Origin of the sequence: Paenibacillus sp. JQZ6Y-1, from assembly GCF_040719145.1 — a bacterium.
Taxonomy (GTDB): Bacteria; Bacillota; Bacilli; order Paenibacillales; family Paenibacillaceae; genus Saccharibacillus; species Saccharibacillus kandeliae.
The window spans coordinates 155,526-168,539 of record NZ_JBFDUZ010000001.1 but is presented as its reverse complement, the minus strand read 5'-3'; the positions used below and the strand labels follow the sequence as shown (position 1 = coordinate 168,539).

At 49.7% G+C, this 13,014-nt stretch carries 15 protein-coding genes; 3 read left to right on the top strand and 12 right to left on the bottom strand.

Going from position 1 to position 13,014, the window contains the following annotated elements; translation table 11 throughout:
• The first annotated feature begins 165 nt into the window (after window positions 1-165).
• Window positions 166-762: an adenylyl-sulfate kinase gene (cysC, locus tag ABXR35_RS00715; protein WP_367061033.1), complete on the top strand. Its 597-nt coding sequence runs from the start codon at window positions 166-168 to the stop codon at window positions 760-762.
• 87 nt (window positions 763-849) lie between these two features.
• On the opposite strand, the gene ABXR35_RS00710 is transcribed toward cysC, so the two are convergent.
• On the bottom strand, window positions 850-1,683 hold the full coding sequence (locus tag ABXR35_RS00710; RefSeq protein ID WP_367054064.1) for an AraC family transcriptional regulator: 834 nt from the start codon (window positions 1,681-1,683) through the stop codon (window positions 850-852).
• Window positions 1,684-1,809: 126 nt separating this feature from the next.
• Between ABXR35_RS00710 and ABXR35_RS00705 the strand changes: the two genes are divergently transcribed.
• Entirely contained in the window at window positions 1,810-2,814 is a 1,005-nt protein-coding gene (locus ABXR35_RS00705; protein ID WP_367054061.1) for a Gfo/Idh/MocA family protein, read from the top strand.
• Window positions 2,815-2,865: 51 nt separating this feature from the next.
• Window positions 2,866-3,798 (top strand): aldo/keto reductase, encoded by a 933-nt coding sequence (locus ABXR35_RS00700; protein ID WP_367054058.1) that lies wholly within the window; start codon window positions 2,866-2,868, stop codon window positions 3,796-3,798.
• A 419-nt stretch (window positions 3,799-4,217) separates the two neighbouring features.
• On the opposite strand, the gene ABXR35_RS00695 is transcribed toward ABXR35_RS00700, so the two are convergent.
• The 11 genes from ABXR35_RS00695 to ABXR35_RS00645 form a co-directional block, all read right to left on the bottom strand.
• Window positions 4,218-6,011, bottom strand: coding sequence for an ABC transporter ATP-binding protein (locus ABXR35_RS00695; protein ID WP_367054055.1), 1,794 nt, complete (start codon window positions 6,009-6,011; stop codon window positions 4,218-4,220).
• Window positions 6,008-7,207, bottom strand: coding sequence for a nucleotidyltransferase domain-containing protein (locus ABXR35_RS00690; protein WP_367054052.1), 1,200 nt, complete (start codon window positions 7,205-7,207; stop codon window positions 6,008-6,010). Before ABXR35_RS00690 ends, ABXR35_RS00695 begins: the two co-directional genes overlap by 4 nt.
• Window positions 7,208-7,272: 65 nt before the next feature.
• The gene (locus ABXR35_RS00685; protein ID WP_367054049.1) at window positions 7,273-7,737 is read right to left on the bottom strand and encodes a lasso peptide biosynthesis B2 protein; all 465 of its coding nucleotides are present in this window, start codon (window positions 7,735-7,737) and stop codon (window positions 7,273-7,275) included.
• Window positions 7,712-8,023 carry a lasso peptide biosynthesis PqqD family chaperone gene (locus tag ABXR35_RS00680; protein ID WP_367054046.1) on the bottom strand — a complete coding sequence of 104 codons (312 nt, stop codon included), beginning with the start codon at window positions 8,021-8,023 and terminating at the stop codon, window positions 7,712-7,714. Before ABXR35_RS00680 ends, ABXR35_RS00685 begins: the two co-directional genes overlap by 26 nt.
• 281 nt (window positions 8,024-8,304) lie before the next feature.
• Window positions 8,305-9,237 carry an aldolase gene (locus ABXR35_RS00675; protein WP_367054043.1) on the bottom strand — a complete coding sequence of 311 codons (933 nt, stop codon included), beginning with the start codon at window positions 9,235-9,237 and terminating at the stop codon, window positions 8,305-8,307.
• Between the two features lie 292 nt (window positions 9,238-9,529).
• Window positions 9,530-9,658, bottom strand: coding sequence for a paeninodin family lasso peptide (locus ABXR35_RS00670; RefSeq protein WP_367054040.1), 129 nt, complete (start codon window positions 9,656-9,658; stop codon window positions 9,530-9,532).
• 65 nt (window positions 9,659-9,723) lie between these two features.
• On the bottom strand, window positions 9,724-9,858 hold the full coding sequence (locus tag ABXR35_RS00665) for a paeninodin family lasso peptide (protein ID WP_367054037.1): 135 nt from the start codon (window positions 9,856-9,858) through the stop codon (window positions 9,724-9,726).
• A gap of 50 nt (window positions 9,859-9,908) precedes the next feature.
• Window positions 9,909-10,043 (bottom strand): paeninodin family lasso peptide, encoded by a 135-nt coding sequence (locus tag ABXR35_RS00660; protein ID WP_367054034.1) that lies wholly within the window; start codon window positions 10,041-10,043, stop codon window positions 9,909-9,911.
• 64 nt (window positions 10,044-10,107) lie between these two features.
• Window positions 10,108-10,236: a paeninodin family lasso peptide gene (locus ABXR35_RS00655; RefSeq protein ID WP_367054032.1), complete on the bottom strand. Its 129-nt coding sequence runs from the start codon at window positions 10,234-10,236 to the stop codon at window positions 10,108-10,110.
• 36 nt (window positions 10,237-10,272) lie between these two features.
• Window positions 10,273-12,222: an asparagine synthase-related protein gene (locus ABXR35_RS00650; RefSeq protein ID WP_367054030.1), complete on the bottom strand. Its 1,950-nt coding sequence runs from the start codon at window positions 12,220-12,222 to the stop codon at window positions 10,273-10,275.
• A 128-nt stretch (window positions 12,223-12,350) separates the two neighbouring features.
• Window positions 12,351-12,713, bottom strand: coding sequence for a hypothetical protein (locus ABXR35_RS00645; protein WP_367054028.1), 363 nt, complete (start codon window positions 12,711-12,713; stop codon window positions 12,351-12,353).
• Window positions 12,714-13,014: the final 301 nt, after the last annotated feature.

Genomic DNA, 13,014 nt, shown 5'->3' with positions numbered 1-13,014 from the left:
TTAGATGGTATTCTCCTTCTGTTCCTTTGCTTACTTGGATTTTATGTATAGTCACGATTTTCCATATTCGCAGTCCAGCATGTGGGCTGGTATGATACAAAGATAAGAAGCAATCGCTTCATAGATACGATCATATTTCATTAGGAAAGGACGCATTGTTTAATGATGAACACGCAACCCCATATCCATTGGCAGACCTCTGCTGTCACACGTCAGGAACGGGAGCAACGGTATCAGCAGCGCGGTAGGTTACTATGGCTAACTGGTTTGCCAGGTGCGGGTAAAAGTACGATTGCTTTTGCACTAGAGCGAGCTTTATTTGAGCAAAACAGGCTCTGTTATGTACTGGATGGTGATAATGTACGACATGGACTGAATGCTGATCTGGGCTTTTCCGAAGCCGAGCGACATGAGAATCTACGCCGAATCGGTGAGGTCGCTAAACTGATGGTCGATGCGGGACAGATTGTTATCGCCGCCTTCGTCTCTCCGTATAGCAGTGATCGCAACATGGTACGTCAACTGTTTGCAGCAGCCGACTTTGATGAGATTCATATCCATTGCCCCGTTCACATTTGCGAGCAACGCGATCCCAAAGGGCTATATGCCAAAGCTCGCGCGGGACAGATTCAAGGTTTTACCGGAATTGATGCGCCATATGAAGCACCGGAAACGCCCGAGCTTGTCATTAATACCGAACTACTATCCGTAGAGGAAGCAGTACTACTTATGATGGAAACGCTAGAGCTTCGGTCTACATAGGTATAAACGGTCGGTCTGTTGGTCTATCAGTCTCACTCATTAGCTCTATCACTCTACCTTGTGTATTCGGTATACTTGCTGCCACTGCTACCAATACAGCTTACGATACTCACTCGGCGTCATATTTTCTCGTGCCATAAACTGACGATTAAAATAACTTACACTGGGATACCCGGCATCTGCCGCAATCTGACCGATATTGCGGTCCGGGCGCTCCAACAGCCATTGCTTTGCCATTTGCAATCGTGAGCGCGTAATAAACTCCAGCGGTGTCATCTCAGTCAATGTTTTGAACAGCTTGCAAAAGTAATACTCGCTTACGCCTGCCCGTTCCGCCCAATCCTGTAGCAGAAATGGCTCACACGCCTCCTGCTGCATCTGTGGAAGCAGCGTCAAAATGCGGTTCTCCGCCTTGCCCGCCCGCGTCTTCTTGAGCGGTGCCGCCTGATGCACAAACTCGGCTAACACTGCATATGTCAGTGTAGATAACCGAGACGGATGCAGCATCCGATTATGCTCTGCCTCATCCAGCAGATGCAGATGCGCCTGCTCCCACGATTCGCGCTGTCGCAGCGTCCATAGCGGATGCCGATGAAATCCACGCTCAATCATATAATCATGCAGCCGTTCCCCATAAAAATGAACCCACCGAATATCCCACGGATCATCCTGACTGCTATAATATCGCTGCCGCTGCATAGGAAAATACAGCACCGCTTGCCCACCGCGCAGCTCATGCACCGTGCCATCCACCTCCACATAACCCTTGCCAGAAGCGACATAGTGAATATTAAAATTATTCAGTGCTCCCTCTTCCCGCAGCACCGAATGATCTGGATGCTCACTATACAATCCCACCGATTCTGGCAGGCAAAAATAAGGCTGCTCCTGCAATGTCAGCAGTACACTTTGCCTGATCATCCGTATTCCCCCTAAGAACAATTTTGTGTTAATTCACTTCAATATATTATCATTTTCAAGGTCTTTATTATTCATTATAATCACAACATAGAACAAAGTTAACCTATCCATAGGAGGAAATACAAGATGACCACGACCACCACTTTGCGCTGGGGCATCCTCGGCAGCGCTAGTATTGCGGTTCGCTCCGTGATCCCCGGTATCCAACAATCGCAGCGCAACCAAGTGACGGCTATCGCTAGCCGCAATATCGACAAAGCGCGTGAAACAGCGCAGCAATTAGGTATCCCTACTGCATATGGCAGCTACGAAGAATTGCTGGCAGATGAACAAATAGATGCTGTATACATTCCGCTTCCCAATCATCTGCATTGTGAATGGGCGATTCGTGCGGCACAGGCAGGCAAGCATATTTTATGTGAAAAGCCGCTAGCTCTTAATGCTCAACAGGCACAGCAAATGGCAGATGCGGCACAAGCTGCCGGTGTGCATCTGGCAGAAGCCTTTATGTATCGTCATCATCCACGGTATGCGCAGATTGCCGAGATTATCGACAGCGGCGAGATCGGCGAGATTCGCGGCATTCATAGTACCTTTACCTTTAATAACAGCAGTGCCGACGGCAATGTACGGTTTCGTCGGGAATGGGGCGGCGGTGCTCTGTACGATATTGGCTGTTACTCGATCAGCGTAGCACGAATGCTGCTAGGTGCAGAACCGTCTGCCGTAACTGTGAAGGGCTTCTTTTCGCCAGAGCATGATAACGTTGATATGATGGCGAGCGGATTAATGGAATTCGGCGACCGGATCGGTGTTACCTTTGACAGTGGCATGTGGGCGGCGTTCCGCAATACGCTCGAGGTGCTGGGTACAAACGGCATCATCGAAGTACCATCCGCCTTTGTCAGTCATGAAGACAATCGTTCCAACTTCTTCGTTACGATCGGCGATGATCGTCGGGAAGTGGAAGTTCCGGTGATCAATCAGTATGCGGCACAAGCAGATGACTTTGCTGGAACGGTGCTGGATGGCGTAGCGCCACGCTACGGAGCAGACGATGCCGTTCGCAATATGAAGGTGTTGGAAGCTTGTCTGCGCTCGGCAGATGAACAGCAGCGCATCACCCTGTAAATGATCGTCCAAGATGACATCAATTTTCCTATATGAAAGGATGGAATGACTATGGATTATATCCACATTGAAGGCGCAGGCAAACCCGTCTCCCGACTGATCAAAGGTACAGATTATTTTAAACATGATACGTATGAGAAAGCATCCGCCAATCTGAACGCATTTCTCGAAATCGGTGGCAACACCGTCGATACGGCGCACATCTATTGTGGTGGCGAAAGTGAAGTGGTGCTCGGGAAGTATATGCAGGAGAATGGTAACCGCGATTCCATCGTCATCCTGACCAAAGGCGCGCACCATGACCAGAACGGTCCGCGTGTAAATGCACAAGATATTCGCAGCGATCTGCTGACCAGTCTGGAACGGCTGCAAACGGATTTTGTAGAATTGTACGCGCTGCATCGTGACGATGAATCCGTACCGGTTGGTGCTATTCTGGAAGCGCTTAATGAGCATCGCGAAGCAGGACGAATCGGTGCGCTCGGCGCTTCCAACTGGACATGGCAGCGTCTGCAGGAAGCCAATGATTATGCTGCTGCGAATGGACTGGTTGGGTTTACGTTTAGCAGCCCCAACCTTAGTCTTGCCAAAGCAAATGAGCCGTTCTGGGCAGGCTGCGTCTCAGCAGATCAGGAGACGCTAGATTGGCATGAGCAGACCCGACTGCCACTGCTGTCATGGTCGTCGCAGGCGCGCGGCTTTTTCACCGGACGCTTTACGCCAGAAGTTCGCGACAATGAAGATCTGGTACGCGTATTTTACAGTGACGGCAACTGGGAACGCCTGCGTCGTGCCGGAGAATTGGCGCAGCAAAAGAATACGACTACGATTCAGATTGCGCTCGCGTATGTGCTGAATCAGCCGTTTCCAACCTGCGCATTGATCGGCGCACAAAATCGTGAGGAACTGCTATCTTGTGACGAAGGTGCTGGTATTGCATTATCCCGTGAAGAACTGGAATGGCTCGATCTGCGTCGGGATTAACTTTGTTGAGAAATCGTCTGGATTATCAGGGAAGATGATCCACGTTTATCCTACTTACAAGCCAAAGATGTGTTTATGTATGTATCTAGTCATGTATTGGCTTATAGCTGCAATGATATGTATAGAACACAAAAAGCCGGACAAGCGCCTGTTAGCGCACTGTCCGGCTTTTCGTTTCCACCTTGCTTGATTCTGCTTGGTTCTACCTGCACCTATAACATACAATTAAAAAAATCGAAGCTTGGCGATAATACGCAGCAAGCTTCGATCTTGATACCGCATGATAGGTTTTCCCATGTGCTCCGATAGCAATGAACTAAGGCAGTTTATCCACTTTCTTGTACACCTTCCACCATTGGAACACGGTGTCTTGGCGAATACTTCATCGTGAATATTTCATCGTTGAAGCTTCCTCACGATCACTGTGCCGCATTCTGGTAGCCAAGCAGCTGATGGAACGTTCCCTTCGTCTCGCGTGACAGCTGGCTGAACTCACCTTGCTGCACGATACGACCGTCGTCCACCACCACTACCTGATCGGCATTGCGAATCGTGGACAAGCGGTGGGCGATAACGATTAGCGTAATCTTGCCTTTCAGCTTCTCCAGCGCTGCCTGTACCTTGGCTTCATTCTCGGTATCTAGCGAACTGGTTGCTTCATCCAGAATGAGCACTTCCGGCTTGCGTAAAATGGCTCGCGCCAGCACGACACGCTGACGTTCCCCACCGGATAATCGCACCCCGCGATCACCGATAATCGTATCCAGTCCTTGCGGCAGCTTACGGATAAATTCGTCGCACGCGGCAAACGCCAATGCTTCCCACAACTCATCCTCGGTCGCTTCCGGCTTCACCAGCAACAGATTATCACGGATGCTGGTATGGAACAGAAACGGCTCCTGCGATACATATCCAATCGAATTGCGCCATGACAACAGGCGTTCACCTGTCAACGAAGCACCATCCACCTTCACCGTTCCCTGCTGCGGCTCCATCAATCCCATCAGTAGGTCAATCAATGTACTTTTCCCTGCACCGGAGCGTCCGGCAATGGCAGTCATACGACCGGCAGGAATGTACAGATTGATCTGCTTGAGTGCATCCTCATGCTCGGTCGTATAACGGAACGATACATCCTCACACCGGATACCATCCTGCATACTTTGCATCGGTCCTTCGCCATGTGCAACAGGACGGTAACTTTCCTCGGATTGCTCACATTCCTCCTGCAATTTGGACAGCGCATGGAAGGCAGGCACCAATGCACCAATATATTCAAGATACGACTGAATGCCACTGAAGCGCGGCCACAGGCGGGCGAAGATCAGGATGATCAGCACTGAGCGCTCTGGCTGCAGCTGGAACACCTGCGCCGACAATACGATAAAGCCGATAATGAACACAACCGAGATCAGCTTGTACATCAGCTGTGTCGTCGAATTGAGTCGTACTTGCTGGATCAGATTGTATTCCAGCTTGTTCGCCATATTGCGGAACCAGTTGAAATGCGAAGCTTCCAGCATATTGCTTTTAATATCCTTGATTCCGTTCAGATTTTCCTGAATACCAGAAAAATAATCTTGGGATAATTGAGTCATTTTATCGCCGTATGCTTTGGATCGACGAACGAAGCGACGGGCATACAGTGCCAGCAGTCCACCGCCGATCAACACGAGCAGCGTCATTTTTACCGATAACACCATCGCAAATCCGATTTGCAGGACGGTAAACAGAATGGAGGTTGCCAGCATCAGCACCAGATTGGTTCCTTGGCTAACCCTTGCCAGTTCCGTCGTCAGCATGTGGCTGAGATCGGACTTACGCTTGCGCAGGAAAAATGACCAGTTCGAACGCATAATATGACGATATACGCGCAGTCGCAGTGTTTTGATAAAGCCCTGCTGAATCTCCGCGCCCATCACCGATTGCTTGCGCTGCATAAATCCTTGTAGGATCGTGAGCAGACTGTAGATGCCCAAAATGACCGCCAATGATGCAGCAAGCGGCATCTGCTTGAGCGGCTCGAACCAGCCTGCCATCGGTAGCGAACTAGCACTGCCACCGAATACGCCAATCAGACTCAGCAGCGGTACGAGCATGTACAGTGTTACCATATCCAGCACGCTGATCAGCAGCATAAGCGCCACATACAGATACAGCCGTTTGCCCGCATATTGGCGCAATTCATTCACATAATTGCGGATGACATTCATTGCTGCTCCACCTCTCTTTGCACCGCGTCACGTCGTTGCGTCCGACGATATAGCAGCAGAAACGGATGCAATGGATAATACATAAAATACAGCATTTTCGGCAACGGCAAAGTCTGCATATCCCAATCGTCCGGTGCCATCTTGCGGAGCCAGAATAGCGCTTTTTGTCCGCTAGTTTTCAATGCGTATTGATACGAACGATAATGCTGGGCGAGTGCCTGTGTTTCTGGTTCTGGGCATAGATTAACCTTTTCCCGAATAAAGACCAGTACACGCCGCGCCAGATCTTGCGCACGTGGAGCATCTGCCCATTGTGCCATCTCACCGCTAATCGGCGTATGCAGCAGCCAGTGGGTCAGTACAAATGCCTGACCAACGATATGGCTGCATTTGTATTGCTGCGTCAAGCGGCGTAGCAGATTCCAGTCCAACGGACGCTGCACGAGACGATCAATATCGACCAGCCAGCGCAAACGGAACCACGCATGACGCGCACCATGCACGCACAGATAGATAAGCAGGTCTTCCTGCCCAAGCATCTGAATCGCTGTTCCACCGAACTCTAATTGTTGGCGACGCTCCCACAGCTCCTCAAATCCCTGCTCCGCACCTGCATCCCCATTCAGCCGCCAGTGCAGCTCAATCTCGACACCGGTACGCTCATCCACATACGATTCATGATTGTATCGCCAGCGCCAATTGTCGGTTGTGCGCGGCACTTCCTGTGTTTTGACAAATCCCAGATCCAGCAAAATCTGCTCTGCTTCATCCGCTTGTTCTATCGGCACCAGCACATCCAGATCTTTGGACGTACGGCGAGATAGATCGCCGTACAGCAGTTGTGCCAGCACGGGCCCTTTCAATTGCAGCGCGCGAATATCACGCTGAGTCAGCGCCTGCGTTACGCGCTGCATCTGACCGCTCAGTTGTAACATCGTAAACGCGTTACGTTGGTATTTCTGATTCAGCCATTGCAGCATGCCACCCGGCAATTGCTGAGACTGCGCATTGCAGACCGCGTGAATGGTTGGATACAACCGATGGTGCAGAGCAAGCGAAGCAAATGCCTGCCAATCCAACGATTGCGCTGCCGAATCGACAACAGCAAGGTGACCGCGCCCGGATGTAACCATATCCAGCAAAAGCAGCAGTTCGGCAGGGAAATCATGCAGTTCAGGGCTCCATTGCTTGTTCATGGCGTACTCCTTTATCGCAAAATCGTCCAGGCTGCCGCTGCTATTTTTTGCAGGGTCATGCCCGGTTAAGATTGAAATTGTCTTGCAAACATACCAACAACCGTATATTGTTCCAGTTCTTTCGCACCAGTCAGGTAAAAGCGTCCACTACGTAGCCACGCATGGGCAGCAGTGCGTCCACGTTCATCTCGGCGCATCCCCAGATATAATGTGCTGGGCAGACGACGACGGTTTAACATTTTCTGAGCAGCAAATGCCATCACTAGACACTCCGTTTCCCAGAATACATGCGGGCTGACCAGATGCAGTGCCTTCGAGATCTGCACTGATTGGCGGTGTGCCTCCCGATGCGTTTCATATGAGGTTTCCTGCATATGGTCGCCCAGCGATGGCGACACCTTGGCAAAAGGCAGCATTTTCAATACACGCCCCCATGCCAGATACCAGAACGCCTCCAGCATCAGGCGCCGCATCTCGGCAGGGTATTGGCGCAGCTTGCCTAGCTTAGAGACTGCGCTCGTCCGCGCCATCCTGCACCTCAACCAGACCTTCATTCAGCATTTGCTGGATAAATGTTTGCACCTGTTGCACGCATACGTCACGCGCCACCTCATATTCTTGCACCAATACATCCACAATACCGTCCACTGTTGTCGGCTGCGCGGTCAAATCCCAGATGCGTCCGCCGATTGCGCCGAGATTGTAATACTTACCGGATTGCACATCCAGCATCACCTTTTCACCGTTCATATCGCTAGCGATATAGTTTTTGTTTTGTGTCACCTTCTGGTGTTGAAGCCATGCGGTTTGCGTCATTATAAACTCCCCTTTCTATATGGACAAATCAATGAGAACAATGAACCGTTTTATAGGTTCGATGCACAAGTTAACAATGCAGCACCTCTTTCGTAGGATAAAATGGCGATTCTATGTTATAACATCATGTCACATACAATGAAACGCTCCGGCGGACAACAAGCAGGCGATGGCGATCGATGTGCCACCGCTCTGTTGCTTGTATTTTACTGCTGCTTCATGACAATACGATGATGCTTGCTCTTATTCGTTCGTGCTCGCTCTTCGTTATACTCTCGGACTCAAGAATTGCTGTACCGGTTGGAGCGAATCAATGAGATGACCTTTTCCAATATTTCCGGTGCGGTAAAGGTCGTAGTGGAACGATGAATCTGATAAGCTTCCAGCTCACCCGCCAGGGCAGCCACCATAGAGAAATGCTGCTGCTTCAGATCTAGCCGCGGAATGACCGCACTGCGATACGTATGTGCCAGCAAAATATGCAAACGCTCTAAACGTTCCAGCTTGCGAATCGAAGCATACGGGTCTTCCGTTTTTGCCAGCTCGAATACGCCAGCCAGCGGCACCGGTTCATTGTGGAAATTATCCCCAACAGGGATGGCAAATTTATCATATTCATCGTGCAGCGACGAATACCCAGTAGACGATATGCCAAAATGGTCCAGACTTTCCTGCCACAGCTTCTGCTGCGGATAGGTTGGGTACACCAACGGTACACCATCCTTATATGCAATTGGAATCACATCATCACTTAACAGCGGATACCCTGCTTTGACAAAGGTTGCCGCCAGCGTCGATTTGCCTGCACCGGATTGACCGACAAACGCGTACGCTTTGCCTTCGATCAGCAATGCGCTACCGTGCAGCGGAAACCGATTGCGCTGCATCAGCAGCACGCCCATGCACGTACCAAGCACGAACAGTCGGATTTTATCCTCGCTCACACCGGGCAATGGATCAATAATGATTTGCGACCCTTCGGAAATGCAAAACGTAGCCGTATCCGGCATGCGGAACATAAAGCCTGCCAGCTGAATACTAAAATTGGTTTCGCGTGCGTTGACCACATGCTCCCATTTGGACAAATCGCCAAAACGGACGGTCACGTCAATTGGATCTATTGTATCGTTAACTTGCTGCAACTCAGGCAAGGAAATTTCGCTTTGAATCCGCAGGCCAAACGCCTGATATACGGTTTGTTGGATCGTGTTCATAATCTGGTCCTCCCAGTGTAAGTCTGCGCCATGTCTCAACATTCCAGACATCCATCAACCATACGCGTGGTGCGCAGTTAAAATATGAAACATACAGGTCCACGACCTGGTTGTGCGATCGACAATACATAATAGCTACGATAGGTGATCTATGTGTAAAACAGCTTATATACTCATTTATCCTGTGTGTCTGTAAGAAAATGGACCCTTATACGTTGCAAGGTATAAGGGTCACTTTCGTCATCAAAGTCCTGTACAGGTCCATGATGATCCTGTGCAGGCAAAACACCGATCAGCTCGGGTTGTACAGATCCGCATCATCATAAGTGACCCAGTCGATCACTTTCCAGCCTTTACCTGCCATTGTTTCATTGACGTCCAGAACTTCCAGTGTCGGTGCTTGCCATTGCTCTTTTTGCATTGCGTAGCCTCCTTTATATGGAATTAGGTATGAAACTTGGTGAAACGATAACCCGTTGAGTTCAATCAGCTTGGGTTGTACAGATCCGCATCGTCGTAAGTGACCCAGTCGATGGCTTTCCAGCCTTTACCGGCTGCAGTCTGGCTCATATCCAGCACTTCCAGAGCTGGTGCTTGCCATTGCAATTTATCGTTGTTCATTATTTATTCCTCCTTTGTGCTTGGATAATAGATGGTGCGGATAGTGCCGATCAGCTCGGGTTGTACAGATCCGCGTCGTCGTAGGTAACCCAGTCAATCACTCTCCAGCCTTTACCTGCTTGTGTTTCATTTACATCCAAAACTTCCAACTGTGGAGCTTGCCATTGCATTTTTTCGTTTGACATTGCTCTTGCCTCCCATAATGTTTGGATATAAAACTAAATAGCGACTGACTACCCCTTGTTTGCATCAGCTCGGATTGTACAGGTCGGCGTCGTCATAAGTAACCCAGTCGATTACTTTCCAGCCTTTGCCGGCCATCGTTTCATTGACGTCCAGAACTTCCAGTTCTGGCGCAGTCCACTCCATTTTTTTCATCCTCGTTATTCACCTCCTTTACAGAATATACAGACTTTATGCTAAGCCGCGGATGAAGCGTCCAATGATCAGACTGCGCATCAGCAAGCGTGTAGCCGGATTAAATGCTGCTTCCGCATCGGGGGATTCACCCACCTCATGCAGTGCGTTCATAATATTGTCCGTGTTCACCCATTCTGCTACCGTAGAATCGTGGCAAATGTCAAGGATTTCACTCGTAAAAGCACCCCATTGCGGGCGCATCCGCAATACCCAGTCCGCTGGTTGTAGCCCGCGCACCTTCTGGTTTAGTCGAATTTTATCCGGTAGATGACCGGCAGTAGCGCGGCGGATCAGCGCACGATCCATCCCATTTTGAACATACTGGTCAAATGGCACCGACAAGCAGAACTTGATAATACGCGGATCATTCGTCGGGTCGCGCTCCCAGACACCGTAGCCCATCGAGATCTTCGATGTGACTGCACCGTCCTTGTTGGCTACCGCCAAATTAGCAAATTTGCTATGCCGTACTTCCATATCACTCATCGTGTCGCTGCCAATCAGATCTAGCTCCGCTTGACGCACACGCTCCACCATACCGGTACGCTGTGCCAGTTCGGGATTGATCCATTTCAGCGCATCTGGGCGACCTAGATCGGGCGCACTACGCGATAACCCCGGAAAGGCGGTTTCGCTAATCTGCTGAATAATCTTTTTGCGACGAATCCCTGCATTACGACTATATAGCTTCAGCTCCTGATACAAGCGTAGCCAGCGGAATTTCTTCAGCATCCCCGCATAATATTCAATCGCTGGTCCCCACGAGATCGTAAAGTTCCCTCTCGCTCCGGTCAGTAGCACACCAGCTCCATTCTGCTGGGCGCGCTCGAAGATTCCACGAATCCAGAACGAATTCTCAAAATACTTGTACGGCATCTCCATCAGACCTAACCAATGCTCAACCTCGCTCAGCGGGCTGCGATCAGCGAAATCCATATAATGATCATGAACATCATTCACTCGACGTACATGCTTGACCGTTTCTTCAATATAGGGGCGTTCATTCGCCATAATGCGCGATGATGTCCAATCCTTAAAGCCGGGAATCGGTACAAAGCTGTACGTATGAATCGGCTTGTTCTGCGCCGACAAAATCGGTGCCGCATAACTGACCACACTCCCCGAATCCAATCCACCGCTTAACGTTGCCGCGACCCCGTGACGAGTACGCACCTTAGCGCGAACAACACGGGCGAACAGCTCGCGGAATGCTTCTTCGTATTCGCCATCCGAGCGCAGCTGTAGCGGCGCATCCGGTAGCAGATTACCATATTGATACATCCGCACATTGGCTTCATCCAGCACCATCACATGTGCTGGCGGCAGCTGCTTGATCTGCTCATAGACGGTCCCCTGAATATCGGTCGATTCCTCCATTGCTACGGTAGTCAGAAATTCCGCCATCCAAGGTGTAGACAGCTTTCTGTCAACAATACCAGTATGCAGCAATGCCTCCATCGTACTCGCAAAAAGAAACGTACCCTTATGTTCCGCATAATACAGCGTGCGATTACCGGACCAGTCGCGTACAGCGAATAGCTGGCGTCGTGCTTCATCCCAGATCACAAAGGCAAAGTCGCCATTCAGCTTGTCTGCCATTCCCTCGCCCCACTGTTCATACGCATGCAGCAATACATGCAGATCAGGCAGATTGGAGTTCGCCTGTAAACCAAGTCGGGACATCAGCTCCTCACGGTTATCGAGAATGACATCGCCTGTAATCGTCAGTCTGCGTAAAGAATCATAGTAAGGGACTTGCTGTCCTTCCGATTCTGGAGTGATCCACTGGTCATGACAACCGAACCAGATGTGATTCTCTTGCCAGACGGCAGAGCGATCTTTCGGATACTTGCTCATGCTGTCCATCATCAGCTGTCCATACGCCGCCCATTGTTCTGGACTTTGCTGTTTCCCACGATCCCATATTCCGGCGATTGCGCTCATCGTCTGCACCCCTTTCGTTGATCGATCCTTATTTATCACTAATGAAGTAGAAGACTGGGTTCTATGCTCTAGTTACGTCTATTCTGTATGTATAGTGCGCATGTACAGATTTGTGAAATGCCTTATTCTCAGTTCACCTTCATATTGGCACGTCGACAATCTTCAGCGAGCCAATCCTTGCGACTCAGCAGGGAAAATGCCTCGTGACGCAGCTGCTCACTTTGCTGCTTTAGCACTTGTGCCTGATTCTCATAGTGCTGGGCGCGTTGACCATATTGATGCGTGAACATTTGCAGTTCAGCGATGCTAATAGTCTCGGATTCCGAGGGTACCACAGTCGGCAGTTGATCCGCAATGTTGATAGGATTGCTGTATGTGGGAATAATCGCTTGCTTCGGCTCTCCTTCTATATACACGTCATGTGTACGCTGCGCCCGAAGTTCCGCATCAAATTCAGTAACTGTCTTAGCCTTTTTCTCGTAATGCTTCACCACTGTACCTCCCGTTATAAAGACGGGAACCGATCGATTGATCATTTTATCACCCGTATATTCAAATTTGGAAATCACGGTTTTGCGAGATTAAATTCAGTAATTAAGGCAGTTTTATTTGCAATGTTGGCAGTAAAGCTACCCTGACGACGGATTTTCGAATATTTACGGATAAATGACAATAGAATCAACGACAAGCATCACGATCGAATCTCCTTGTTACCTTTACCCAAATGTTATTCGTTTTGAATAACTTTGTTTCGTTTGAACATATTATATACGCAAAAAGAATAATTTACAT

Excerpts from the sequence above, each read along its gene's own strand:
- cysC (WP_367061033.1), top strand. The coding sequence starts at position 166 with ATGAACACGCAACCCCATATCCATTGGCAGACCTCTGCTGTCACACGT.
- ABXR35_RS00710 (WP_367054064.1), bottom strand. The coding sequence starts at position 1,683 with ATGATCAGGCAAAGTGTACTGCTGACATTGCAGGAGCAGCCTTATTTT.
- ABXR35_RS00705 (WP_367054061.1), top strand. The coding sequence starts at position 1,810 with ATGACCACGACCACCACTTTGCGCTGGGGCATCCTCGGCAGCGCTAGT.
- ABXR35_RS00700 (WP_367054058.1), top strand. The coding sequence starts at position 2,866 with ATGGATTATATCCACATTGAAGGCGCAGGCAAACCCGTCTCCCGACTG.
- ABXR35_RS00695 (WP_367054055.1), bottom strand. The coding sequence starts at position 6,011 with ATGAATGTCATCCGCAATTATGTGAATGAATTGCGCCAATATGCGGGC.
- ABXR35_RS00690 (WP_367054052.1), bottom strand. The coding sequence starts at position 7,207 with ATGAACAAGCAATGGAGCCCTGAACTGCATGATTTCCCTGCCGAACTG.
- ABXR35_RS00685 (WP_367054049.1), bottom strand. The coding sequence starts at position 7,737 with ATGGCGCGGACGAGCGCAGTCTCTAAGCTAGGCAAGCTGCGCCAATAC.
- ABXR35_RS00680 (WP_367054046.1), bottom strand. The coding sequence starts at position 8,023 with ATGACGCAAACCGCATGGCTTCAACACCAGAAGGTGACACAAAACAAA.
- ABXR35_RS00675 (WP_367054043.1), bottom strand. The coding sequence starts at position 9,237 with ATGAACACGATCCAACAAACCGTATATCAGGCGTTTGGCCTGCGGATT.
- ABXR35_RS00670 (WP_367054040.1), bottom strand. The coding sequence starts at position 9,658 with ATGCAAAAAGAGCAATGGCAAGCACCGACACTGGAAGTTCTGGACGTC.
- ABXR35_RS00665 (WP_367054037.1), bottom strand. The coding sequence starts at position 9,858 with ATGAACAACGATAAATTGCAATGGCAAGCACCAGCTCTGGAAGTGCTG.
- ABXR35_RS00660 (WP_367054034.1), bottom strand. The coding sequence starts at position 10,043 with ATGTCAAACGAAAAAATGCAATGGCAAGCTCCACAGTTGGAAGTTTTG.
- ABXR35_RS00655 (WP_367054032.1), bottom strand. The coding sequence starts at position 10,236 with ATGAAAAAAATGGAGTGGACTGCGCCAGAACTGGAAGTTCTGGACGTC.
- ABXR35_RS00650 (WP_367054030.1), bottom strand. The coding sequence starts at position 12,222 with ATGAGCGCAATCGCCGGAATATGGGATCGTGGGAAACAGCAAAGTCCA.